Here is a 23,549-nt window from a genome sequence, read left to right on the forward strand (position 1 = left end):
AAATACCTGTCAGTTCGCATCGAAGATGCTCGCTCGGGCTCAATAAAAGAAGAAAGAAGGGCACCGACATGGCTAGGGGGCCTTTTTGAAAAGCCGAGAGAACAGATGGCCATCGAAGGCACCTCCGTGCTCCACCATTTCGCTGCCCCCCGCCGCATCGGACCACCAGACGCTGCGCGCCTGTTGCGAGCGCAAGATATCGCGCCCGGCGCTCCAGGGCCGGCCATTGACGGTGCCGCCACCGGACGATGGGCTCAGCCCCAGGTCCGCCAGGATGCCCGCCATCGAAGGCGCAGCCGCTGGTGCAGGTGCAGGCTTGTCTGCGTGAAACGGCCATGGCAACGAAGAAAGCCGTGCATCCAGCTCTTCCGCAGGCAGGGCCAGCCTGCGGGCCTCGATGATGGCGTCCCGCGTGCCAGAGAAGAACCGCTCCAGCGTCGGGTCGGATACCAAAGCGCTGGTCCGATCGGTGGCGATGGCCACCGCCGTGATGGGATAGCACCGCCCGATGCGGTCCGCACTCGGGGCCAGCACGCCGCACACCGGCAAGGTCTTCCCGCCCAGGCTGGCAATGAAGAACCACAGCGGTGATTGAATAAAGCCAGGCTCCCATTGCCCCGGGCCCTGCGCGCGCAATTGCTCCAGCCCACGGCTCAACCAGGCGTCCCATTCGTCACCGATGGCACGGGGCATCCTGCGTCCCACGAAATCGCCCTGCCCCGGCAGCTTTCCAAACCAGGCGATGCGGGACTGCACTTGCGGCGACGCTTGACTCACAGGTTGCCAGGACACTCGAACTCCTCCATGGCTTTGAGACGGAAAGGATTCAGCACGCTGCCTGTGGTGATCTCGAATCGCAGGCGACGCCCATCGATATTGAAAGCGGCGATGAAGCGCTCAGGTGCGTTGCCAGACAGAATCTGCGCCCGGTCGAAGAACCGGTGCAATGCCCAAGGCCCCTCGGTGACCAAGCCGGTGTTTTCGGCCCCCGATCCGGTCAACTGCAGCCGGACCTGCCCCGTGCCACGAGCACCCGGCCAGTTCACCGACTTCGGAATCTGAGGCCCGTGCTGGTAGCGCAGTACTTCGCCATCGACATCCAGCACCATTTGCGTGATGGCAGCATCCATCTCCAAGGGCTTGATGTCCAGCCGGATCGAGGGAGCCTTGCCGCCGGCCCGGAAGTAGACATCCCGAATGACGGAGGCGCGCTGGAACGAAGCCAGCGCGGCAGAGCCGCCCACGGGCGAACCGTCCACCCCCTGCTTGAAGCTCCAGGGATTGGTGGAAATATCGACCATCGGCTGCAGCGTGGTGCGGAAAAACTCATCCATGGTGCCGCCCACGGAGAACAGGCGGGCGAAGTCATCCGTCGTCACATCGCGGCCTGCGCTGCGTGTGAAGGGATAGCGACCCAGGATCGCGCGCCGGCAAAAGGCGCCGATCGTGGCGTTGAGACTTCCGCCCACCGCGGCGCGCACATCTCGCCCCACGAAAGCCGAAGTGGCTCCTGCCAGATCTTCGTACATGACGTTGAGGGGTGGCGGCACGCGCTTGGCTTCCGTGCGCACCCGTTCCAGCGTGGCAGAAAGCGAAGGCGGCACCGTGCCACCGGCACTGACCTGCTGCCTCGCCGATGCGATCACCGCCGCCGCCTCGTTCAGCACCTGCAGGCTCGCGGTCATGGGAGAAGGGCCCGAACCGTTCGAAGTAGCCAGCCGCCGATACTCGCGGAAGCGGAAATCGACCAGATCCGCCTCCAGCGTACCGCTGGAGGTCAGCCCCGCCACATTCACCTGCTTGCCGGTCAGGCGGCTCAACTGCTCCTGCTCTTCCTTGATGCGGTTGATTTTCTCGCCCAGCCAACTGCTGGTTCCGCCCCCCGCGGAAGGGCGCTGGCCGAGGGTGGTTTCCTTCGCGACGGCTCGAATGAACTGCTCCAGGCTGGAATTGGCGGCAGAGTAAAGGCGAGCCTGCTCGCCCGCCTGATCGAGAGATGCGATGCGCACCGGGCGCACATCGGCCAGGAAGTCCTCCCAGAGCTTGGCGTACTCCATCAGATAAAGCCGCTTGACCTCGAGCGCCAGCTGACCAGTCAGCACTTCGTTGGCCGTACTGCGCCGCCCATCGGCCTTGCCCAGCACCCAGCTTTCCTCCTGGGACAACAACGCCGTGACCTTGGGCAGCTCCTGCGCGAACGCCCCGTAGTACCCGTCATAGGTGAACAGGCCGGAAATGCCCTGGGTCAGCGGACGGCCACTGCGGCGGGAGAACACCTGTGGCGCCTCGGGACCGCTGGCGCGAACCACCGTGAATTCGGGCGGCAACGAATTGCCCGTGAGCAGCAATTGCTTGAGCCGGCTGTAGGCCCGTTGTGCCGGCGACATCTGGGCCAGCCGCTGGCGCACTTCGGCCACCAGCTGCTGATCCATCGGCACCGGGGCCACCAGCGCGCGGTCTTCCATCAGATTGTCGAGGTGATGCGCGAGCTGGTTGACGACGCCGGATTGCACCAAACCAGGCGGAAGAGACGTTTCCCAATCGTTGACCATCCATGCACGGATGGCCTTGGCATTGAAGCGCTCGGGCTCGTACAGCATCAGGTAGACCTTCAGCGCTTCGAAGCTCGCCTCCGGGTTGCTCGTGGACGTCTGCTGCAGCGACCGGCGCAAATGCCGGGACAGGCGCGGCAACCAGGCATCTTCGAGCAGGCGCATGTAGGTGGCATCCGCAGCCGTCTGGACCTTGGGCACCTGCAGCAAGCCCTGGCGCCAGCTCAACGGGGCGGAGTCGCCCTCGTAGCGTTGGCTCACGGCCAGGGACTCCGCATTGTTCAACAGCGGCAGCAAGCTCACCATGTCTTCGGGGTCGGCGTCGCGGGCATCGTTGACCGCCTGCTTGAGCGCGGGAACCCGGTCTTTCACTTCTCCGATGTAGGCCACGTTGTTGTCGTGGCTGACGGTCCAGGCCACGGTCACACCGACCAGGGCCAGAACCAGGGCAATGAGCCCTCCTGCCTGGGCAAGGCGCAACTGCCGTTCTTTCTTGGCATTGCGGCCAGTCAAGCCCGCTTCATTGAACATCACGCCTTTGAGCAGCGTTTCAATGAAATAGCTCTTGCCGCTTTTGGCACCCACCGAAGCCCCTGCAGGGGAAGGAACCGCGAACCGGCGCGAGAGTGCCGAAAGCACCCGGTCGAACGGCATGCCCTCTTGCGTTCCGCTGGTGAAATACACGCCCCGGAAAAGCGGCTTTTCCTTGAACCGGGACGATGCGAAGATGGTGGAAAGCGTTTCCTGCAACACATCGCGCAAACCGACGAACTGCTGCGGCAGGCCATAGATCAGGCCCCGGCGCGCCAGATCAGGCTCGGAGAGCAGGCGCTGCGGCAACAGGCGATTGATCTGCCCTGCCAGTTCGTCGAATTCAGCGCGGAAGCGGGCTGCCGGCTCCTCTTGCACCCCCCCTTCGTTGTATGGGCTGGTGAACCCCCAGACCTGGGCCCGCTCCTCACGGTTCATGTTGCCGAAGAATTCGTTGAACCCCGCCAGCAAGTCGGTCTTGGTGACCAGCACATACACGGGGAACTTGATCGCGAGTTCTTCGCACAGTTCGCCCAGGCGCATGCCAATCAGCCGCGCCAAGCGTTCACGCTCCGCGTCGGTGCTGCTCAGCAACTCCTGAACACTCAACGTGACCAGCACGCCATTGACAGGCTGCCGCCCCCGAAATCGGCGCAGCAAAGACAAGAATCCGCCCCAGGCGGCCTTGTCTTGCGTCTCATCGCTTTCCTGGGTCGTGTAACGTCCTGCGGTGTCCAGAAGCACCGCCTGATCGGTGAACCACCAGTCGCAATTGCGCGTGCCACCCACGCCTCGAATCGAAGCCTTTCCGAACTGCGCCTCCAGCGGAAAGTCCAGACCGGAATTGACCAGCGCCGTGGTCTTGCCCGAGCCGGGCGAGCCGATGATCAGATACCAGGGCAACTGGTAGATGTAGCGGCGATTCAGCCGTCCGAACCAGCCTTGTTCCGTTTGTCCAAAGCGCGTCTTGCTCAAAACGCTGATCGCTTCCTTGAAGCGGGTTTCGAGTTCGGCAACTTCTTCTTCCCCTGGACCGGCTTTTTCAGCCGGCCGGTCACCCGTGCCGAAACGGGCCAGTTGGGACAGCAGGCGAGCGTTCACCTGCTTCGCTCGCCACCATTGAACCAAGAGCTTCAAGAACCAGAACGCGAAGATCGCAAAGATCAACCAGCCACGGACCTGAGGGCTTTCCAGGGGTTGGTAAGGCTTGATGTAGATCAGCGGTCCGATGAACCAGATGACCAAGCTCAAGAGCACCAGTCCCAGCAGGACCAGCGTGAACCGGTTGAACAGGAAATCGAATATCTTGCGGAACATGCTTATTTTTGATTGGTGGCGCCGCCCCGGGGATTGGCACCCGGGGTGATCTGCAGCTCGCTGTCACGGGTCTGCGGGGCAACATGCAAAACGATCTCCACGCGGCGATTGAGCGCCCTGCCCTCCGGTGTGGTGTTGGGCGCCACCGGATCGCTTTCTGCGCGGCCTTCGGCATGCAACCGGCGCCCATCGGAGACGCTCTTCGTCAGCATGGTGGTGACGGCCTGCGCACGCTCCTGGGACAAATGCCAGTTGGAAGGAAACCGAGCGGTGCGAATGGGAGAGTTGTCGGTGTAACCATTGACCACCACTTTCCCGGACACCTCGTTCAACGCGGCGGCAATGCGCTCGATCACGCCGACATACCGAGGCTTCACCACCGTGGCCCCGGCATCGAACAAACCATCACCGCGCAGGATGATGATGCTTCGGTCGGCCAGGTCGTTCACCTCCACCAGGCCCTCTCGAATTTCGGGCTCCAGGAACTGGCGCAATCTGGGCTTGGGCGCAGCGGCGATGACGGCAGGGGCCTGCGGAAGGCGAATGCCGTTGATCGAAGCGAACAGATCGTCGGACCGCGATGCTAAACGGTAGTTGAACCAGAGGAAGATCAAAAACGCGATCAGCAAGGCCAGTGCGGCCGCCACCCAAAAGGGAATCAAGGTCCACGGCGGCACCGCCGCGCGCTGAACGCCACGCCAATGCAGCGACAAGGCACCGCTGCGGTCCCCCCTCGCCCCTTCGATGACCTGAAGCAGACGGGCTTTGAGGCTCTCCAACTGGCTCTTGCCGTTTTCGACGACGTGGTACCGGCCTTCGAAACCCAACATCAGGCAGAAATACATCAACTCGATGAGGTCGATGTGCTGGTTGGGCGTTTGCACCAACTTGGAGAGCAGCTGGAAAAACTTCTCACCGCCCCAGGTTTCGTTGTGCAACGCGACCAGCAGGCTGTATTTGGGCCAGACACCCGAGCCACCCCAAGGAGTCTGCGCCGCCGCTTCGTCGATCGCCGTGCAGATGCAATACCGAGCGCCGATGATGGTCTCCATCGGCACGCCGGTGTTGCCGGCCCGGCTTTCGAACTGCCGTATGTTTTCCAGCAGAAACTGCTGAAATCCGCCAGGGTCGCCATTGGTGGCCATGGCCCGGATCTGAGGGATCAGATTCAGCAGCGTGTTGGAGGCAGCCACCAGGGGGTTGCCCCCGCTGACGACATCCGGAAGCGCCGTTTCGCGCACCGCGCCGCCAGAGGCTTGGGGTGCCGAGGCCCCAGCCCGGGGCACGGCGGTTCCGGTGCCCGTATCGAAGGCAAATACATTGCCAGAGGTTTGAATGGACATATCGGTTCTTAACGGCGAATGGCCCACATCTCAAGCTGCAGTTCAGGAAACTCGCCGGAGACGTGCAAGGCCAGGCCGCCGGAGTTTTGAAGTTGGCGCCACAGGTCGTGCGCCGTATCCAACTCGAAATACGAGTAACCGGCGTGGTAGGGAATTTCGCGGGGAGCGACCGGCAGGGACCGCAGAGTGACGCCAGGCAAATGCAGATTGACCAAGTCCCGAATGCGCTCCACCGGGCCCAGTTTGATCTGGGTCGGAAAGTGCGCCCGCAGAAACTCCACCGTCGCCTGCGAATGCACCGCCAACACGAAGTCGCAACTGGTCAAGAGTTCGGTGCTCGGGATCAGTGCAACATGCACGCCATACTGGCGTTCCTGCAGTTCGATCTGGATGGCGTTTTGCTCCAGCACCGAAGACAGGCCACGCCGCAGCTCCAGCATCAATGGCAGGAAAGAGCTTCGCAAATCGTCATGGTCATAGGCAGGCATGGGCGCAGGACGCCGCTGGTCGCGCGTGAAGGTAGCCAGTTCGCCCGCCATTTTGAGAAGGTCATCGAACAGCCGCTCCGGATGGATGGCGCGGATACGAACCCAGTGTTCCACCGCCGGCTCCCAGCGGTTCAGGAACTGGAGCATCAGGAAGTCACCGACCTCCCCCACGCCGCCGCGACCCGGCTGGGTCAAGCGCTCTTCCAACGCAGCGCCACGCTGGCGCAGCAGGCCAAACAGCTCACGGCAGAACACTGCGAGGTTGGACATGTCGGCATTGGTGACGACCGTGGGTATGAAGGTGGGGTCCAACAGCAGCGAGCCATCTGCGCGGCGCTCCACCACCTGCACCAACGGCAGGCTGACCCAGCCATCGGCAATGTCCTGCGATGCACGCAGTGCGAGCTTGATCTGTCCGACCTGCACCTCGGCCGCCTGCGCGCCGACGTCGTTGGAATCCGCCACTTCGATCACTTCTGCGGCATAGCGCACGAGCGCGCTCGGCTCTGACCCCAGGGACACCTCAGCAGCCATGCGCCGGCGCATCGGCAAAGCCAGGTGAATGACCGTGTCTTTGACGTCTTTGCCGATGCTCAACGCGGGCGGGGGCTCGTCATGATAGGGAAAGCTGAAAGGCGTGCCGTCCGGCAACACCCCTTCGGCAGAGATCAAGCCGATCTTGCCCAGCGCGAGAAGCTCCGTATCCAGGACGAGGCTCGAAAACCCCCAGAAGAAGAACTGCGTGGGCAGCGTGCGTGCCTGCACCAGAAAATCGGTGAATCGATCTTGCTGCTGAAAATGCTGAGGGCGCAAGAACATGCCCTCCGCCCATACGACCTTGCGCTGCCAGACCATGATAGTTACTGCGATTTTTCTTGGATTTGAACTTTGACGGCGTCCTGGGAGACGGTGACTAAATAGCGCACGGGCTTCAAGCGTTCAGTCTCACCCAGTCCCCACCAGCGCCGGCGCATCTCCACCGAATTGGGTGCCGGCGCAGTGGCGCGCCAAGTGCTTTTCTCCAGGTCACGGTAGCCCGCGAAAAATGCAAAGGCACGGACCTCGGCACTTCCCTTGCGCTCGAAGACGCGCCGCTCTCCGGGCACCACCAGAAACTCTTCGCGTCGCACGAAGTCGCTTGCCAGTTGCGTTTCGTCTTTTTCTTGAAGGTCTAGAAAACTGGCTTTGTCGAACGCCGCGGTGGCACGCAATTCGTACATCCGAAGCAAGATAGGCTTGGGAGCGCCATGCACATCGGGATTGAGCTTGGCGTCGGCGACCACTTCGAAAATGGCCGGCGGAACGGCAGTAGGGGCTTCCTGGGGGCGATTCATAGAACTGATGACACCGCATCCGGCAAGGCCCAGTACACCGACACCCACGGCCCCTCCGAGCAAAGCACGGCGCAATCCATAAACCCGATCAAGCATCGTCGATTCCTTTGTTGGTAGAATTGTTTTCACAGCCCGTCTTCACTGGGTGACACCCAAATGGCGAATGCGCTGAAGTTGTCCTGATGCGGCTTCCCCTGCGCACGCAGCGTGGCCTCCATGTGCTCCAGCCAATCTTCCGGGTTCTGGCTGAGCCGCAATGCCTCTTCCATATCGTCTTCATGAATGCCTTCCCAAAGCCCATCCGAGCACAGCAGGAAGGCATCTCCTGCAACCAGATCGACGGCCTTGGAAAGCACCGTGGGAGGAATCTGCGACTCGGCCCCGATGGCGCCCGCAAGAACGCTCCGGTTCGGAAGATCCCGAGGGTCCTCGTTGCGATAGACCCCCGCGTGCAGCAGTTGCTGCACCACGCTGTGGTCTTCCGTCATGCGATGCACTCGCTGGTCCCTGAACCAATACAGGCGTGAATCGCCCCAATGCGCCCAGAGCGCACGGCCTTTGGCCAAGTCCAGGCAAAGCAGGACCACCGTGGCACTCATGTGTCGACGGGAAACCGACAACGGTTGCTCCACCGCGACCGTATGCTCGGCCAGCGAAATCAACGAGGCCAGGCCTGCGGGCGCGAACAGCGGGTTGTGGCGAAAGCCATCCAGAACCGCGTTGACCGTCAGCCGCGCAGCCAATCCGCCATGGCCGTGGCCGCCAGCCCCATCGGCCAATGCGCAGCAAAACCCGCGGCCTCCCACATCCACCATTCCCAGGAAATCGTCATTGGTCGCGCGCGAGCCCCTGTCCGAGAGCGACGCTGCGGTGAGACGGAACCGATACTGATCGCCAACAACATGTGCAATCACAACTTGGCCTTTGCAGCGGCTTCCGCGTTCTCATAGGCTTCCAGGAAAGCCTGGCCAGAAAAGGCGGTGAGATCGTCCTCCGCATCCCGGCGGATGGCATCAAAGTTTTTCTTGTATTCGTCCCACAAAGCCGCCTTGCGGCCGATGGAGGAAACCTTTCCAAGCATCCCGCCGATGGAAGCAGCCTGCTTTTCCAGTTCGACCGGATCAAAGCGCGCCAGCGCCTCGGCATAGGCCGCCCGAATACCGGCCATCAATGCCAACTGGTGCACACACAGGTCCTGGTAGGCGTCCTTCATGGCCGGAACTGGCTGCATGAACCCCGGAAAATTCTGTCCAATCATCTGCATGATGACGCCATCCGGTGTTGGCAAGAACTTCAGCGGGTTGTTGGCACCGGAGGCGATCACCGTGACGCCCGCGCGAAACTCCCGCTTGATCTCGGAGCGGGCTGCCAGCAAGTCAATGGTTCCCTGCACTGCGACACGGAACGCCTCGCCAAAAGATCGCATGAACTCCGGCGTGAGCGTGGGCTCCAGTTTCTTCGGCAACACCCCGGCGCCGTCCAGAAAAGCGGTGACCAACGCGCTCAACTCCGCGGGAGGCATGGCCGCCAGTCCTGGCAAGGTAGCCGGTGCAGGAAAGTCGGAAGAAGGCGAAGGCGAAGGCGAGAGTGCAGGTGCAGGTGCAGGTGCAGGCAAATTGGATGGCGGAAGCGGCTCCACAGGTGCCGCAAAGGACATGATTTCGTCCCGGTGTTGCACTGGCCGATCCTCCAAGAAGGCCGGCGGGACTGCACTTTTTTCCAAGACCGGAGACACCGGCTCGATGGGAGGCAGCCAATTGGAATCCGCTGCAGGCAATCCGCCTCCGAAGCTGTCCAGGTTCAGCCCTTCCACCTTGCGAAGGCCTGGCAAAGGCGCTACCAAAGGCTCGTTCGGTACCGGTATCGCCAGATCGACAGGCGCGACCTTGGCCTTCGTGGAGGACACCGCCGCATCGACGCTGATGGCCTCGATTCCCAACGCCCCCACAGGAAGACGCTCGTCCATACCGCTTCCAGCCATCGCGCTCTTCGGCATGCTGAAAGCCTGCGATAGATCGCATCCAGGCACTGCGAGTGAATTGTCTTGAAGGGCTGGCGTTTCGCGGTCCTGCTGGAACAGACGCAACGGGTCCAACTCGTTGCGGGGTTCAAGCGCCTTGGGCAGGCCTGTATGGGCAGGATTGTCCATCTGATGCTCAAAGCGTCCGGAGACCGGCAACGCTTTCAGCAACTCGTCATGGCGAAGATTGGCGACGTCCGTCAGACTCTTCGTCTGCAAGCCACCGGCCCAAGGGTCGCCCTTTTGCGCCTGCTTTTTCGGGTCCTGTGCAAACAGATCGAAATCGTCCGGGATGACCAGTGCACGATGCGCAACTGCTGGCGCGCTCCGAGGCAAGGGGGTGTCGTCCCATCCGGAAGGCCGCGGCGCAGTGCCAGCCCCTGCGGCCGGAGATAGGTCTGCCGGCACTACAGGCACTTGCAAACCGGCGTCCCGGGAGGCATCGGAGACGAGAGTCTCGGCTGCCACACCTGAGGGCAGCTCGGCAGTGCCCGCCGCTTCTTGCGGCATCGCCATGAACGCAGGCACGGCCGGCCGTTCTGCGTCGGCGGATGCATCCATGGGATTTGATACCAGGCCCAGGATGGCAAAAGGATTGCTGTCGCCCGCATCAGCCGGGGCTTGCAACTCCTCCAGGAGGCCGCTTGCAGGCGCCTGCGGAGCGGCAGCGGGGGCCTGCAGGGGTGCGACTGGCGCAACGTCTGCTTTGACGGCTGGCACGAAAGCTGGCGCTGCTGGTGCAGGCAAGGCCTGCCCTGGCAGCAACGCGTACAAGCGATAAGGGCCGATGACCACTTCATCACCGACCGCCAGCGGCACCTCTTCGCCAGAGCGTACCTCTTGTCCAGCCACAGTGATGGAGCGGCGCTCGCACAGGTTGGCGATGAAAGCCGCCTCGGACTCCATGCGGACCATCGCATGCACGCGGGCCACACTGGCATCGGAGTCGGGCAGCACCAACTTGTTCTGCCCTCCTCGGCCGATGGTGCCTCCGGCAACGCCGAAAACTGCAGACCAAGTCCGATCCACTGCAAGATCGGCCTGTTGAACGACTCTGAGTTCGACTTTATCCATGGACGGTGCCTGACTGATCCGCTTTGCTTAAGGGGCTTTTCGATTGCTGCGCTGCTTTGCACGGGCTGCCGCAGCGCGCGCCGCATTGAACTCCCGGCCCCAAACGGGGTGCCCCTTTTCCGCCTCGGTCAACTGAAAGGTGGGATCTTGTTCGAGCGCCAGATCGAAATGCTGGCGGCATTGCCTGAGCCGGCCCATCGCACAGTGGCTGAAAGCGATGAACTTGAGCACTTTCACCTGGGAGGCAAGTGGCCGTTCAGGAGCGCCGATCAAAGGGGTCAACGCAGCAATCGCATCGTCGTAACGACCATCTGCGTACACATCCAAAGCACGCGCCAGCGCTTGTTCCTTGGCTGCCACCGGATCTTGCTTGGCAGGTTCAGGCACGGCAGGCTGCTGGATTGCGGCATCCGCTCCCGGCGTCGCCGCGCCCTGAGGGGGCGTCTGGCAGGCAGTCAGCAACAGGCCGAGCATGCACTGGCCAACAATCAAAGGAAATCTGTATTTCATGCTACCTCGCATCAAAATCATGTTCGATGGTGAACGTTTCACCATCGATGACCGTGATCACTTTCTTAACGGTTTCAAAGCCTGGATTAGACAACTCCAGCGAATGGGAGCCAGCCGGCAACTTCAACTGTGTCAATGGAGGACTCACCCCCATCGCCTTGCCATCGACTTGCACTTGGCCCCAGGGCGACAGCCGAATGCGGACATTGAATGCGGCGTCTTTCTCTGCGGTCTTGAACAGCGAGCTGACCGGCACGGAATTCGATGTCTGAGCGGCAGTCACCCCGGATGCGGGAACCGCGGCTGCGGCGACCGCATCCGCGGCACGGGTAGTGCCCGGTGTTGTCCCAGGGTCTGCAGAGGCATCCAGCACCGGTTTACCGCAGCGGGTGGCCCATCGTGCCTGCGAACGGAAATAAGCGCTGCGCCAGGGCGTGTTGTTGAGTTCATAACCATCGATCTTGAAGGAAGGGCGTACTGCGAACGCCGCGTCGAATTCCGATTCGCAGCGCTTGCCCTCTCCGTTCGTGCAATAGATGAATGCCAAATACTTATGCGCTGACGCGCGCGCCTGTCCATCCGGAAGGCCGGCAAACAGGGCCGATTGAAACGCCCACTCGGCGGTCTGAAAGTCTTTGGCGTCAAACAGCGCAATGCCTTGACCCAAATATTGCCGACCGGTGTTGACCGGGGACGTTTCAGCCCTGCTTGGTGCAGCCTTTTCGTCGCAATCTGCAGCGGCGTGGAGCAACGGCGCGTGAATCAGCGCCACCAGACAAGCAACGCGTCCAAGCGCAATGAATGGCCTGAAATGCATCATTCGAACTTGTGCGTTAAAACGACCGACTCGCCCTTTTTCACCAACACCATCTGTGTCACGGTGGGTGCCACCGGGTTGGAGATGTCGATGCGGTGAAGCCCCTCGGACAGGGTCAACTGGGTCAAGGGTGGAGTCGTTCCTGCGGGAACCCTGTCGACCGACACGTTCCCCCATGGCATGACGCGCAAAATAATCTTGCCTTTGTTCTCGGCATCTGCCATGCGGGTCGCCTGCGCAGGTACACGCACGGCCTCTTCAGGCGTGGGCAGAGCACTCGGCGCTGCCGGGGCCGAAGCCGCCGGCGTCGGCACGGATGCGGGAGGCACCTTCGCGGGCGCAACATCCGCCACCACCATGGGTGCCGATGCGGCGACCACGGGCGCCGAAGCCGGGACCTGCTGCGCCACGGGGGCGGAGGCCGGCGCCACGGCCGACGTCAGCGCAGCGATTCGCTCTTCGGCTTCAGCACGGTGCGCACCATTGGGAAAAAGACTCAAATAAGTCCGCAACGAATCGGGCGTATTGATGCGGGCGGCCAACATCCACTGGTCCGATTCCTGGGCATCCTGGGCCACGGCCGCTGTCTTCGCGGCGTCATCACCGCTGGTTATCCACCATGCACCGCCTGCCACAACAACCAACGCAGCGAAGCCCAATGCAGGAATCAGCCACACGGGGCGCTTGGTGGGCGGTGAGTGCCCGGCACCTTGCTGGCTGGCTGCAGGCTTGGTTTTCCGGGAATGCGCTTTGGCAGATGACTCTGCAGAGGGCGATGGCGGCGCATGCAGCGGCGCATTGACAGCCTTGGAGGGCCGAACTTCGGTGGATGGGCGGTGCTGGTGCGTGGTATCCAAGCCGGACACAACGGGGGCATGTGCCTCGCTGGGCACGGCGCCATGCCGCGCATCGGGGTGAGGAGCGACCGGCGCAACGGCCTCTGCAGGAAGCTGCGGTGCGGTAAATGCCGCTGGAGCCGCGACCGCCGATGGGACGTGCACGGGCGCATCCATCGAAGGATCACTTTCCTCGGCCGCACTGAGCCCCATCAAACCGGAGCTGGGCCACGACAAGGTGACCGTCTTCAAACCCAGGAGGTGCCGCAGATCGCCGATGGACTGCGGGCGGTCCTGGGGTTTGATCGCCAAAGCGTGGTGCACGCCACTGAGGAATCTGGCACTGAAACCTGGACAGTTTTCAGGCACGAGGGTGGACACCGGATCGTTGATCATCCGAGCCACCGACGTTGCGGGCGGGCGACCGGTGATCGAGAGATAAAGCAACGCGCCCAACTGGTAGATATCCGTCCAGGCGCCTTGCGGCATGGCGCCGTCATCGACGTACTGTTCGATGGGCGCAAAGCCCGGCTTCAAGACCATGGTCAGGGCCTGGGTCATGTCCCCGATGATTCGCCGCGCTGCGCCGAAATCCAGCAGCACCGGCATGCCGGAAGATTGCAGGAAGATGTTGTCCGGCGCGATGTCCCGGTGGTAGCAGTCCGCAGCGTGCAACATCTCCAGCACATCGAGGATGGGGGCGATGATGGTCGACAGCCATTGTTCGTCCATGGCCTTCGGCTGCTGGTTCAAAAACGTCCGGAAAGTCTGGCCTTCGTAATACTGCATGACCATGTATGCAGTACCGTTCGCCTCAAAGAAGCGATAGACATGCACCAGCGCAGGATGCGAGAACTTCGCCAACAGACGCGCTTCGTTGATGAAACTGCGCAGCCCCGCATCGAAAGCACCACGGTGCTGGGAGCGGACGTGGATCTGATTGGACTCCTTGCGGCCCGCCAACGTCGATGGCATGTACTCCTTGATCGCCACGATGCGATCAAGACTCAAGTCTCTGGCCCGGTAGACGATGCCAAAGCCGCCCTCTCCAATGACATCGCTCAGTCGGTATTCACCAACCTGGACACCGGGAGCCAGGCAGTTCGCCGAACCACTTATTTCCTTGTGCATGTTTTCACGCTTTTGCGCATCTATGTCGTGGAAGTTGAAGAACGAATCAAGTCAACTCTGAGTGCCCTGCGCACCGAGCCCCAAGGCAGAGATGAAAAGCAGGGGCACTTGCCGCCAAACAGGCCAAGTGGGATTGTGGACGGGGTTCCTGCACGCACGACCCGGGTCTAGCCCTGGCGTGCTGCCGCAGCATCATAGAACAGCGATAGGCCCGGGACGCTGTAGACCCCTCAGATCGCAGCATCCAAAACAAGACCCCTTGCCATCACGTCCATTTTTTGGAAATGGCGAGTCTACCTTCACATGCGGTAACCCCGTTACCTATTGAAGCCAATTCAAACCACAAAACAAATTGTTTCTTCTGTTTCTTTGAGGCGCCAATTAGTCCGAACTTGTATCACCGAAATGACACGTGGCACTCTTATGATCGCCGGCAGATAAACAGATCACGGATCGGCATCGCAATCGCGGTCCAGAGGGAGATCGCCCGCACAGGCATTTATCTTCCCCTCTTGCTGCCTTTCTACACAGTGACTGTTTCTTCAGGTCAGCGCGTCCCGTCTGTTGAAGGGCCCGCAGACTTTTCATTGACTTTGCGTACCAAACATCGCAACTACAGGAGAAGCAATAATGTCAGTCGATATGTTCATGAAGGTCGAAGGCGCCAGCGGTGAGTCGCAAGACTCCAACCACAAGGGCTGGACTGACATCAACTCGTTCACCTGGGGTGCCACCCAGCCGAACTCCATGGCCAGCGGCGGTGGTGCCGGCGCCGGCAAGGTCACCTTCCATGACCTGAACATCGTGGCCTCCATCGACAAGTGCTATCCGGCCGTGCTCAAGCACTGCTCCACCGGCAAGCACTTGGGCCAAGTGGAAATCTCTCTTTGCAAGGCCGGCGGCACGCAAATCGAATTCGGCAAGATCACCCTGACCGACGTGATGGTGACCAGCGTGACCGTCAGCGGTACCGACGGCAGCGACTCTGTCCTGGTGAACTATGCTTTCCAGGCAGCCAAGGTCAAGACCCAGTACTGGGAACAAACCAACCAAGGCGGCAAGGGTGCGGAAAGCCAAATGGGCTTCAACATCAAGGAAAACAAGGAAGCCTAATACGCTTCTTAGCCAACAAAAAAAGCCACATTCGTGTGGCTTTTTTATGGCTTGCTTTTTTCTTCGACGATCCATTATTCGGAGTCGAACACGACTTATCGTGGGCTATATCCATACACGCCTGACCGTTATAAGTTGCGCCCCGAATGAAAGTCAAAGACGCAAATCAGAACTAACCGCCAGCGGTTTAGATGCCCCTGGGCGCTGTTGCACAAATCGAATTGCAGACGGCATGACCCCAACCCCAGACGGACCTATGCCACAGCAGTCACCGACACGGTGTGAGGACGGCCGATCTGACTGAACCGATTGAGCAAGGCCACGCGGACATGCAGCTCCACAACCTGGCGGTCGAACGTGCGCGCGATCACCCGTTCGCCCAGTCGCTTGAAGCAGTGCATCTTCGTCTCCACAAGGCTGCGCCGGTGGTAGCCGCTCCACTTCTTCCAAATGCCGCGACCCAGGCGCTGGCACGCCCGAATGGCCTCATTACGATGCGCCGAGCCCGGACTCGACTTCTTCCAATGGCTGGCGTTCTTGCGGGGCGGGATCACCGCCATCGCGTGCCGCTCGGCAATGGCGTCCAGGCAGGCGCGCGTGTCGTAGGCGCCATCGGCACTGACGCTTTCGATGGATTCGTCAGTGGGAATCTGAGCCAGCAACCCGGGCAACATCGGCGCATCCCCAATGGCGTTGCTGGTCACCTCGATGGCGCGTATTTCCAGCGTCTGCGCGTCGATGCTCAGATGGACCTTGCGCCATTCGCGCCGGTATTCAGCACCATGCTTCTTGCGTTTCCACTCTCCTTCGCCCAGGAACTTGATGCCGGTGCTGTCCACCAGCAACTGCAGCGGCGAGTTGGTTCGCTGGTAGCTCAGTTCGACCTGCAAGGTCTTTTGGCGCCGGCAAACAGTGCTGAAGTCAGGTACCGGCCAGTCCAGCTTTGCCAGCCGCAGCAGGCTCTGCACCATGCCCAGCGCCTGTCGCAAGGGCTGGCCGAACAGGCACTTGATGCTCAGGCAGAACTGGATTGCTGCGTCCGAGAAGGTTCGGCTGCGTCCACGCCTGCCGGTCGGCGTGCCAAACCACTGCATGCCCTCATCTAGTGTCCTGTCCCGTTAATTCGCAGGCACGATAGCTGCATGGTTTCGGGCCATCCTTGAGGTGCCGCCATGCCCAATGCAACGACCCGAACAGAAATTGCGCTTAGTGAAGTGGAGCGCGCGGAACTGACGTCCATGGCGCGATCACGTTCGCTGCCAGCGGCGTTGTCGCTCAGGGCGCGCATCGTGCTGACTTGCGAAGGCACAGATAAAGCCAGCACCGCGGTTGCGCAGGCTCTGGGGATCAGTCGTAGCACTGTCACCAAGTGGCGCGGGCGCTATGCGCGCCATCGCATTGCAGGGCTTTACGACGAGTTGCGCCCGGGTCGCCCCCGCACGGTAGATGACGAGCGTGTTGCTGAGTTGATTACCAAGACGTTGCACACCAAGCCTGCTGATGGGGGTACCCACTGGAGCACCCGCACGCTGGCCGCCGATACGGGCATCAGCAAGAGCACGGTGGCGCGCTATCTGCAGACCTTCAACCTCAAGCCGCACCGGGCCGACAGCTTCAAGCTGTCGACCGATCCGCTGTTCATCGAGAAGCTGCGCGACGTTGTGGGGCTGTACCTGAACCCACCTGACAACGCGCTGGTGCTGTGCGTGGACGAGAAGAGCCAATGCCAAGCTTTGGAGCGTACGCAGCCGATGCTGCCAATGGGGTTTGGCTATGTCGAAGGTGTCACGCACGACTACGTGCGCCACGGCACCACCACCTTGTTCGCGGCCCTGAACGTGATGAATGGCCAAGTGATCGCGCAGTGCCGGCCCCGGCATCGTCATCAAGAGTTCCTTGCCTTCCTGCGCGCCATCGACAAGGCAGTGCCCGACGAACTGGATGTGCACTGCATAGCTGATAACTACGCCAGCCACAAGCATCCAAAGGTGCGCGCTTGGTTGGCCGAGCGGCCTCGCTGGCACATGCACTTCGTTCCGACCTATTCAAGCTGGCTCAATCAGGTCGAGCGCTTCTTCTCGATCATCACCACGCGGGCAATCCGCCGTGGCTCGTTCACCAGCGTGAAGGATCTGATCAACAAGATCGACACATTCATCGCGAATTACAACCAGTCCTGCCAGCCGTTTACTTGGACAGCTACAGCAGACTCCATCCTCGAAAAACTCGCCAGACTATGCGGGCGAATTAACGGGACAGGACACTAGATGAGGGCATGCAGTGGTTTGGCACGCCGACCGGCAGGCGTGGACGCAGCCGAACCTTCTCGGACGCAGCAATCCAGTTCTGCCTGAGCATCAAGTGCCTGTTCGGCCAGCCCTTGCGACAGGCGCTGGGCATGGTGCAGAGCCTGCTGCGGCTGGCAAAGCTGGACTGGCCGGTACCTGACTTCAGCACTGTTTGCCGGCGCCAAAAGACCTTGCAGGTCGAACTGAGCTACCAGCGAACCAACTCGCCGCTGCAGTTGCTGGTGGACAGCACCGGCATCAAGTTCCTGGGCGAAGGAGAGTGGAAACGCAAGAAGCATGGTGCTGAATACCGGCGCGAATGGCGCAAGGTCCATCTGGGCATCGACGCGCAGACGCTGGAAATACGCGCCATCGAGGTGACCAGCAACGCCATTGGGGATGCGCCGATGTTGCCCGGGTTGCTGGCTCAGATTCCCACTGACGAATCCATCGAAAGCGTCAGTGCCGATGGCGCCTACGACACGCGCGCCTGCCTGGACGCCATTGCCGAGCGGCACGCGATGGCGGTGATCCCGCCCCGCAAGAACGCCAGCCATTGGAAGAAGTCGAGTCCGGGCTCGGCGCATCGTAATGAGGCCATTCGGGCGTGCCAGCGCCTGGGTCGCGGCATTTGGAAGAAGTGGAGCGGCTACCACCGGCGCAGCCTTGTGGAGACGAAGATGCACTGCTTCAAGCGACTGGGCGAACGGGTGATCGCGCGCACGTTCGACCGCCAGGTTGTGGAGCTGCATGTCCGCGTGGCCTTGCTCAATCGGTTCAGTCAGATCGGCCGTCCTCACACCGTGTCGGTGACTGCTGTGGCATAGGTCCGTCTGGGGTTGGGGTCATGCCGTCTGCAATTCGATTTGTGCAACAGCGCCCCAGCCAGACGTCATACACCTTCAATACACCATCAGAAGTGCGAGTGAACACTATGGAATCCATTCTCTGGAAATTGAGTTGTCTTGCGGTAGGTCTCATACTGTTTTTGTTGGTGATTTGGCCCGTCGGTGGACTTTTATTCGGTTTTTGGAAGGACAAACGCGGTGGTTGAACTCACGTGATCTTTCTTTGAGGATGGCGCTCAAGCGCACGTAGCAAGGGGAAGCTGGTGCGAAACAGCAGGAGCCATGCGAGCGGGAAGGACAGGATGACCATTGCGATGAAGAACGCACCCCAGCCCTGTGTGAGGGTGAACGAAGTGGCGGAAGTGCATTGGCCGAGGGTGACCATGACGGAATTGACCGGATCGATGCGGCCGGTGAGAACGATGTAGGCCATGGTCAAAATAGCAGGCCCGCTCACGGGCACCGTGGCGACCACGGCAGGGAGCCAATTCAATCGGAGCCATGGCCAATACAAGACCTTCAAATCGTGGGACCGGCCTTCGCGTGCGATCCAGATCGCAGCGTACGCAGTTAGAAGGACCATCATGCCCAGGGCGAGTACGAGGATCAGTTGCGGCATGAAGTACATCATCCAGGCGTCGGTTGCCTGGAACTGCCCATCGGCAGAGCAGGAAGCCTCGAAGAAGACGATGGACAAAAGTTCGAACTGGGCCTGACTGGCGGTGGTTGCCATGGCCGTCGTCGTGCCGGCCGAGGCCAGGACGGCGCCTGCCCACCGCAGGCAGGATCGAAAAACACCGATACGCAGCATCACGCGGCATCCTCGACGGCGGACGCAGCAGCGGCGGCAGAGTCGTTCCAGGCTTGCAGGAACGCGAAATCCTCTCTGCGCATGCCGGGCAGCGTGTTGCTTACGGGCTGCTGGAGCAGTTCCATGACGGCATCGCGGTCCACCGTGATGAGGGTCGCAGTCTTGGCGTGGATGCGCACTTCGATCAGGCCCAACTGGGTAAGACGGTCCAGTGCGCGCTGTGCCTGCCACTTGTTGATCTGACCGTCCAAAGCGAACTGCGAAACCTGAGTGACTGCGGTCTTCCATTCTGCGACATCTGCTTGCTCCCGCAGCGCGGTATGAAGCATCAATGCATCGCTGTACTTGCCCAGACGGTGCAAAAGCTCCACGAACAGGCGGTCGCTGGTCATTTTTCTAGCCATGGTTCTTCCCTTTTATTGAGTTGATGAAATAGTGAATTGAGTGGCCTAGGAACAGGTTGGTGCAAAACGCTCCACGTGGTAACGGTTACCGGTTGGTGCAAAACGCTCCACGTGGTGATGACGTGTTCCTGCCCCATGCTGAAGTCGGCTGCAACGGCTCATCGTGACCCAGCCTTTCCCCGCCAGATGCCGGTCGTTCCAGTCTTCTGCCGAAGCTCCTGGCGCAGCTTGTCCAGCTTGGCCCGTGCGGACAGCGCGGTGTCCGAGTCGTTGCGGTGCGGCTCGGACGCGGCAGCCTGTTGCGCCTCGGTGCATTCCCTGGCCGAACGGGCTTCTTGCTTTGCCGTGCGCTCGCGCTCGACCTCGCGCCGAGCCGCTACCCGATCGGCCATGGTCAACACCAGCGTGCCCTTTTCGTGGTGTCGCACCAGGGCGTGCAGCCAGGCGGGCGGGTTATGGATCGCCTTGTTGCCGGCCAGATGCCCTTGCAACTCGTCCAGCAGCTGCTGCCGAATGGCCTGCGGCGCAGTAGCCATGACCTTGTTCACCCCTACGTGCCATTCCGACTCCAGCCGTTCGGGCATGACCAGCGAATCGCCTTGATGGGTCGGCTCGGGTGCCGGCTGGTGGACTGGCTGGTCGGCAAGACTTCCCGGTGGCCCCGATGCCTCTCGCTGTTGGACAACGGGTTCCTGCTGCACTGGTGCTGGCGCAGCGGTCTCTTCGCGGCTGTCCGGGGAAGGATCAACGTTCCGACCACGACCACACTCCGCGTCCTGCTGTACCGCCGAGTTGTCCACAGGGCGAGGCTGCCCAGGGTCGCGCGTAAGAGGAGTTGGAGGTTTATTGAATACCCTATTTATATGGTTTCGACAAAACGGCAATTTAGTTTCGACGTTTGGGCATTCAAGTTTCGACGTTTCGGCATTTGTCGATTCAAGTTTCGACAAAAGGGCAAACGATTGACACTCGGGCGTGTCCGAACGTGGAGCGGACGCGGATGGGACCGCGTTCTGCCCTGTTGAATTCTGTGTACGTTGGCGGATCGACGTGCTGGGCGCCCGGGGAGCGAACATACTCATGACCTGGGAGACCGGCGCGCTGCTGGCCGCGCGGCCCTCGGATTGCGTGTCGATCGCACCAGGTACTGGCCGCGCCACCATGGGACCGAACAGCGGGAGCTGCTTTGCCGCGGGCTTGTCGGGCGAGGCCAGCCAGCGCCGCAATGGCTCGGCCGGGATCGCCGACACTTGGCGCACGGGTTGTGCGATCGGGGCGACCGACGTGGGCTTCGGAACGGACGGGACCGTGGCCGGAGCCGGCACGAGATGCATCGCCTGCTGCGGCTTCCTGCCCCGGGAGGGCAGCAGCTTTTGCTCCTGGCCCTGCAGGCAGGCCATGATCGCGCCCAGGTTGAGCCGGACCGTGGTGGAGTATTCATGGACGAGACCGGCCCGCTTGAGCCGATCGCGCGCATTGCGCTGTGTCTTGGGGCCAAGGCACAGGGCGATGCGGATGTCCTCTTGGGAGACGCGGAAGTAGCCGTCGCCCTGCGGCCCTCGGCATGACGCCCTGGCCACCAGCGCGCGGCGCTGCTGCTGCAGAAGATAGGACAGGTACAGGCCACCGGCCACGCTGCCCGTGAGATCGGACAGCGGCCGGTAGAAACTCACGCACTGGCCGAACCAGGGTGCGAGCGCCTCCCAGCCCAGCGGTGAGCCAGGTTTGGAAACGATCTGCTCCTGCGGCAGGTTGGCCCAGGTGGCAAGCTGCTGCAGGTTGACCTTGAAGTGCAGCCGTGCGGGCTTGCCCGCCAGATGCTCGGAGAGCAGTTGCTCGCGCACCAGCAGTTCGCGCACGGTCGTCTGCTCGCGCGTCGTCAGGCCGGTGGCCTGCTGCCACTGCTTGGCGGTGAGGAAGAACCATCCACCGCGGTGCGCGCCGGTCTTGGCCAGGTGCCGCGTCCAATACAGCGCGTGCCCGAGGAACACCGCGGCCTTGAAGTTGTCCAGCCGCTCGGCCAGGGCCGGGTGGAACTGGATGAACCCCTGGGCCGCGAGCAGGCGCAGCGCCTCGTCCGGCGCTGCTGAGCCGTGGAACGAGGGCTGCTCTGGGGCGGATTCGATCCGCCGAAGGCCTGTGATCACTTGGCGATTTGCCGCGCAGCAGGCAGCGCAGGAAAACCAGAATCCATTGCGGCATCCTGCGGCTGCAGCAAATGGAGCATCTGCGCGAGCGGCTCGGCCTGCTCGATCAGGGCCCGTGCGATGGCATCCAGGTGCAGGCGATAGACGATGGGCTTGCGCTGGCCGGACTGCTCCGAGACCAGGCCGGCTGCGATCAGCTGACGGCGGCAGGTTTCCTGCTGTCCGCGGCTGATGCCGGTTTCCTGCTCGCATTCCTGAGCCGACATGGCGAACACGAAGGTGTCGCCCTGGAAGCTCTCCCGAGGCGCATGGACCATGCGCGCCATGGCGCTGGACAGCCACAGCGCCGGCACCACGCCACCGGCGATGTCCACGTAGGCCCGGTGAAACGAGATGGGGGCCTGCCCGAGCCAGTCGAGCAGGACCGCCTGGCCGAGCAGCGCACCGTGCAGATCGTTGGCCGCGGTCGGGCTGGGCGTCAGGCCCTGCATGGATGTCTGTTCCATGGAGGAGGGGTCCGTGGGCGCGATCGCCATATCCACTGCCGTGCTGGTCGTCCGGCGCGCGCGCCGCTCATGCCGGTTGGAGAGGTGGGTGACTTTGTTCGCGCCCATGGGTGTGTCCTTTCAGAGAGAGCCGAAGTTGCTGCTGGGAGCACCGACCGATCCGCCGACCGTGGCCACGGCCTCGTCGAACTCGGTCACGGTGGCGTGCAGGGCCTGGATGCGCAGGTCCGGAAAGCGCTGGTGCAGCGCGTAGATGCGCTCGCGCAGCGTGGAATGCTCGCCCGAGCGCTCCATCTCGTGCCAGACCCGGTGGATCTCGTCGCGCAGCCGCTCGCTGGGCATCGAGGGCCGGCCGCTGGGCACGCCATCGGGGACCAGCAGTTCCCGCAGATCGCGGAATTCATCGGCCGTCAACTTGAAGAACTGGCAGACCATCTGGCGCGAGGCGCCGTGGCGGATGAAGTATTCGCGCAGATGCGCGTCCCGGCGCTGCCAGTCCAGGCGCTGCAGGCAGGCGGCGATCGCGCGCTGCGGCAGCGCGACGCGGATGTCCAGCTCGGTCTGCGCGATGTTGATCAGGTCGCGTGCGGGCCGGTGGCGCAGACTGTCCAGGAACTCGGGCGTGAAGCCTGCGGTCAACAAGGCATCGAAGCCGCCCTGGTCCATGTGCTCCACGAGGTGCTCCAGCAGCATGCGCTTGAGCATGGGGTTGGTGATGGCCAACATAGGTCAGCAGTTCCCGTTCGATTGAGGAGCACTGCGCCAGGCCATGCGCGCGACCTGTTCCAGGCGATCGGCCTCTTGCTTGGCGTCCACGGCAACCTGGTTCAGGCGCTCGAATTGCGAGTGGTCCCAGCTCTCGCACTGGAAGACACGATCGGCAGCGATGCGCCACCTTGCCAGCGCCTCCTGCCAAGCAGCGTGCTTGACGGGCACCGTATGCGGCGCATCGATGAGGAAGAATTCGACCGCCATCAGAGCGTCCCTCCTGGGGTGACCGCATCCGGCATCGCGCAGACGATGCGATTCATGTCTGCGCCCCGGGTCAAAGCGCACTCCACGGCCTGTTCCAGCGTCGGGAACGATCCCCAATTGGTGGAGCGGTCCCAGGCGCCGCCATCCAGGCACCGCACGTCGTAACGGGTGCCCGAGGGCCAGGCGGCGAGCCACTTTGCGCGGTTCTCGCGCCAGTGGGCCCGGCCTGCGGCGGCGTATTCGTCCGTTCGCTGGGCGTAGAACGCATCCATCGCTTCGATGGTCTCGGTGCGGATGAAAGGCAAGTACCACCACTTGCCGTGCGAGGGCGGACGCGCATCGTTGGGCGTGTCGTCAAACCCCTCGGGCATCCCGGGATCGATGGGGATGCCGTGGGCGAGGCCCTCGGCGATGAATTCGGTGCCGTCGCTGTGGACGAACGTGGCGGGCATGTGACCTCTCCTTTTGCTTCGATTTCTTGCAGTGCCGCGTTTTGTGGATCTG

At 62.0% G+C, this 23,549-nt stretch carries 19 protein-coding genes and 2 pseudogenes; 3 read left to right on the forward strand and 18 right to left on the reverse strand.

What is annotated here, in order from left to right; all coding sequences use genetic code 11:
• Positions 1-72: 72 nt before the first annotated feature.
• The 10 genes from tagF to M5C96_RS14520 are packed head-to-tail and all read right to left on the reverse strand — an operon-like array spanning position 73 to position 13,953.
• Positions 73-792 carry a type VI secretion system-associated protein TagF gene (tagF, locus tag M5C96_RS14475; RefSeq protein WP_272563861.1) on the reverse strand — a complete coding sequence of 240 codons (720 nt, stop codon included), beginning with the start codon at positions 790-792 and terminating at the stop codon, positions 73-75.
• Positions 774-4,400 carry a type VI secretion system membrane subunit TssM gene (gene tssM / locus M5C96_RS14480; RefSeq protein WP_272563862.1) on the reverse strand — a complete coding sequence of 1,209 codons (3,627 nt, stop codon included), beginning with the start codon at positions 4,398-4,400 and terminating at the stop codon, positions 774-776. Before tssM ends, tagF begins: the two co-directional genes overlap by 19 nt.
• 2 nt (positions 4,401-4,402) lie before the next feature.
• Positions 4,403-5,737 (reverse strand): DotU family type VI secretion system protein, encoded by a 1,335-nt coding sequence (locus tag M5C96_RS14485; protein WP_336297902.1) that lies wholly within the window; start codon positions 5,735-5,737, stop codon positions 4,403-4,405.
• A gap of 14 nt (positions 5,738-5,751) precedes the next feature.
• Positions 5,752-7,086, reverse strand: a complete 1,335-nt coding sequence (tssK, locus tag M5C96_RS14490; RefSeq protein WP_272563864.1) for a type VI secretion system baseplate subunit TssK — start codon at positions 7,084-7,086, stop codon at positions 5,752-5,754.
• Positions 7,087-7,091: 5 nt separating this feature from the next.
• A complete protein-coding gene (tssJ, locus tag M5C96_RS14495) occupies positions 7,092-7,661 on the reverse strand; it encodes a type VI secretion system lipoprotein TssJ (protein WP_272563865.1) in 570 nt (189 codons plus the stop codon).
• Between the two features lie 29 nt (positions 7,662-7,690).
• Positions 7,691-8,479, reverse strand: coding sequence for a PP2C family protein-serine/threonine phosphatase (locus M5C96_RS14500; protein ID WP_272563866.1), 789 nt, complete (start codon positions 8,477-8,479; stop codon positions 7,691-7,693).
• On the reverse strand, positions 8,476-10,659 hold the full coding sequence (tagH, locus tag M5C96_RS14505; protein WP_272563867.1) for a type VI secretion system-associated FHA domain protein TagH: 2,184 nt from the start codon (positions 10,657-10,659) through the stop codon (positions 8,476-8,478). Before tagH ends, M5C96_RS14500 begins: the two co-directional genes overlap by 4 nt.
• Before the next feature lie 27 nt (positions 10,660-10,686).
• Entirely contained in the window at positions 10,687-11,169 is a 483-nt protein-coding gene (locus tag M5C96_RS14510; RefSeq protein WP_272563868.1) for a TssQ family T6SS-associated lipoprotein, read from the reverse strand.
• Position 11,170: 1 nt separating this feature from the next.
• Positions 11,171-11,989 (reverse strand): PEGA domain-containing protein, encoded by an 819-nt coding sequence (locus M5C96_RS14515; RefSeq protein WP_272563869.1) that lies wholly within the window; start codon positions 11,987-11,989, stop codon positions 11,171-11,173.
• Complete coding sequence (locus M5C96_RS14520; protein ID WP_272563870.1) at positions 11,986-13,953, reverse strand: serine/threonine protein kinase; 1,968 nt, start codon at positions 13,951-13,953, stop codon at positions 11,986-11,988. The genes M5C96_RS14515 and M5C96_RS14520 overlap by 4 nt, the downstream gene beginning before the upstream one ends.
• 630 nt (positions 13,954-14,583) lie before the next feature.
• Between M5C96_RS14520 and M5C96_RS14525 the strand changes: the two genes are divergently transcribed.
• Complete coding sequence (locus tag M5C96_RS14525; protein ID WP_272563871.1) at positions 14,584-15,066, forward strand: Hcp family type VI secretion system effector; 483 nt, start codon at positions 14,584-14,586, stop codon at positions 15,064-15,066.
• Between the two features lie 254 nt (positions 15,067-15,320).
• Here M5C96_RS14525 and M5C96_RS14530 read toward each other — a convergent pair.
• Positions 15,321-16,172, reverse strand: a pseudogene (locus M5C96_RS14530) (IS5 family transposase); the annotation flags it as partial.
• 66 nt (positions 16,173-16,238) lie between these two features.
• Here M5C96_RS14530 and M5C96_RS14535 point away from each other — a divergent pair.
• Together M5C96_RS14535 and M5C96_RS14540 are read left to right on the forward strand one after the other, a co-directional pair.
• Entirely contained in the window at positions 16,239-17,333 is a 1,095-nt protein-coding gene (locus M5C96_RS14535; protein ID WP_272563777.1) for an IS630 family transposase, read from the forward strand.
• Positions 17,330-18,181 (forward strand): annotated as a pseudogene (locus tag M5C96_RS14540) (IS5 family transposase); the annotation flags it as partial. The gene M5C96_RS14535 and the pseudogene M5C96_RS14540, both read left to right, overlap by 4 nt.
• A 229-nt stretch (positions 18,182-18,410) precedes the next feature.
• On the opposite strand, the gene M5C96_RS14545 reads toward M5C96_RS14540, so the two are convergent.
• The 7 genes from M5C96_RS14545 to M5C96_RS14575 form a co-directional block, all read right to left on the reverse strand.
• Positions 18,411-19,016: a hypothetical protein gene (locus M5C96_RS14545; RefSeq protein WP_272563872.1), complete on the reverse strand. Its 606-nt coding sequence runs from the start codon at positions 19,014-19,016 to the stop codon at positions 18,411-18,413.
• On the reverse strand, positions 19,013-19,405 hold the full coding sequence (locus M5C96_RS14550; protein WP_272563873.1) for a hypothetical protein: 393 nt from the start codon (positions 19,403-19,405) through the stop codon (positions 19,013-19,015). The genes M5C96_RS14545 and M5C96_RS14550 overlap by 4 nt, the downstream gene beginning before the upstream one ends.
• A gap of 170 nt (positions 19,406-19,575) precedes the next feature.
• Positions 19,576-21,564: a hypothetical protein gene (locus M5C96_RS14555; RefSeq protein ID WP_272563874.1), complete on the reverse strand. Its 1,989-nt coding sequence runs from the start codon at positions 21,562-21,564 to the stop codon at positions 19,576-19,578.
• Positions 21,561-22,178, reverse strand: a complete 618-nt coding sequence (locus tag M5C96_RS14560) for a hypothetical protein (protein WP_272563875.1) — start codon at positions 22,176-22,178, stop codon at positions 21,561-21,563. Before M5C96_RS14560 ends, M5C96_RS14555 begins: the two co-directional genes overlap by 4 nt.
• 12 nt (positions 22,179-22,190) lie before the next feature.
• Positions 22,191-22,796 carry an STY4526/YPO1902 family pathogenicity island replication protein gene (locus M5C96_RS14565; RefSeq protein WP_272563876.1) on the reverse strand — a complete coding sequence of 202 codons (606 nt, stop codon included), beginning with the start codon at positions 22,794-22,796 and terminating at the stop codon, positions 22,191-22,193.
• A gap of 3 nt (positions 22,797-22,799) precedes the next feature.
• Complete coding sequence (locus M5C96_RS14570) at positions 22,800-23,045, reverse strand: hypothetical protein (protein WP_272563877.1); 246 nt, start codon at positions 23,043-23,045, stop codon at positions 22,800-22,802.
• A complete protein-coding gene (locus M5C96_RS14575) occupies positions 23,045-23,497 on the reverse strand; it encodes a hypothetical protein (RefSeq protein ID WP_272563878.1) in 453 nt (150 codons plus the stop codon). The genes M5C96_RS14570 and M5C96_RS14575 overlap by 1 nt, the downstream gene beginning before the upstream one ends.
• Between the last annotated feature and the right edge of the window lie 52 nt (positions 23,498-23,549).

This window comes from Acidovorax sp. GBBC 1281 (assembly GCF_028473645.1).
Taxonomy (GTDB): Bacteria; Pseudomonadota; Gammaproteobacteria; order Burkholderiales; family Burkholderiaceae_C; genus Paracidovorax.

Excerpts from the sequence above, each read along its gene's own strand:
- tssM (WP_272563862.1), bottom strand. The coding sequence starts at position 4,400 with ATGTTCCGCAAGATATTCGATTTCCTGTTCAACCGGTTCACGCTGGTC.
- tssK (WP_272563864.1), bottom strand. The coding sequence starts at position 7,086 with ATGGTCTGGCAGCGCAAGGTCGTATGGGCGGAGGGCATGTTCTTGCGC.
- tssJ (WP_272563865.1), bottom strand. The coding sequence starts at position 7,661 with ATGCTTGATCGGGTTTATGGATTGCGCCGTGCTTTGCTCGGAGGGGCC.
- tagH (WP_272563867.1), bottom strand. The coding sequence starts at position 10,659 with ATGGATAAAGTCGAACTCAGAGTCGTTCAACAGGCCGATCTTGCAGTG.
- M5C96_RS14510 (WP_272563868.1), bottom strand. The coding sequence starts at position 11,169 with ATGAAATACAGATTTCCTTTGATTGTTGGCCAGTGCATGCTCGGCCTG.
- M5C96_RS14515 (WP_272563869.1), bottom strand. The coding sequence starts at position 11,989 with ATGATGCATTTCAGGCCATTCATTGCGCTTGGACGCGTTGCTTGTCTG.
- M5C96_RS14520 (WP_272563870.1), bottom strand. The coding sequence starts at position 13,953 with ATGCACAAGGAAATAAGTGGTTCGGCGAACTGCCTGGCTCCCGGTGTC.
- M5C96_RS14525 (WP_272563871.1), top strand. The coding sequence starts at position 14,584 with ATGTCAGTCGATATGTTCATGAAGGTCGAAGGCGCCAGCGGTGAGTCG.
- M5C96_RS14535 (WP_272563777.1), top strand. The coding sequence starts at position 16,239 with ATGCCCAATGCAACGACCCGAACAGAAATTGCGCTTAGTGAAGTGGAG.
- M5C96_RS14550 (WP_272563873.1), bottom strand. The coding sequence starts at position 19,405 with ATGACCAGCGACCGCCTGTTCGTGGAGCTTTTGCACCGTCTGGGCAAG.
- M5C96_RS14560 (WP_272563875.1), bottom strand. The coding sequence starts at position 22,178 with ATGGGCGCGAACAAAGTCACCCACCTCTCCAACCGGCATGAGCGGCGC.
- M5C96_RS14565 (WP_272563876.1), bottom strand. The coding sequence starts at position 22,796 with ATGTTGGCCATCACCAACCCCATGCTCAAGCGCATGCTGCTGGAGCAC.
- M5C96_RS14570 (WP_272563877.1), bottom strand. The coding sequence starts at position 23,045 with ATGGCGGTCGAATTCTTCCTCATCGATGCGCCGCATACGGTGCCCGTC.
- M5C96_RS14575 (WP_272563878.1), bottom strand. The coding sequence starts at position 23,497 with ATGCCCGCCACGTTCGTCCACAGCGACGGCACCGAATTCATCGCCGAG.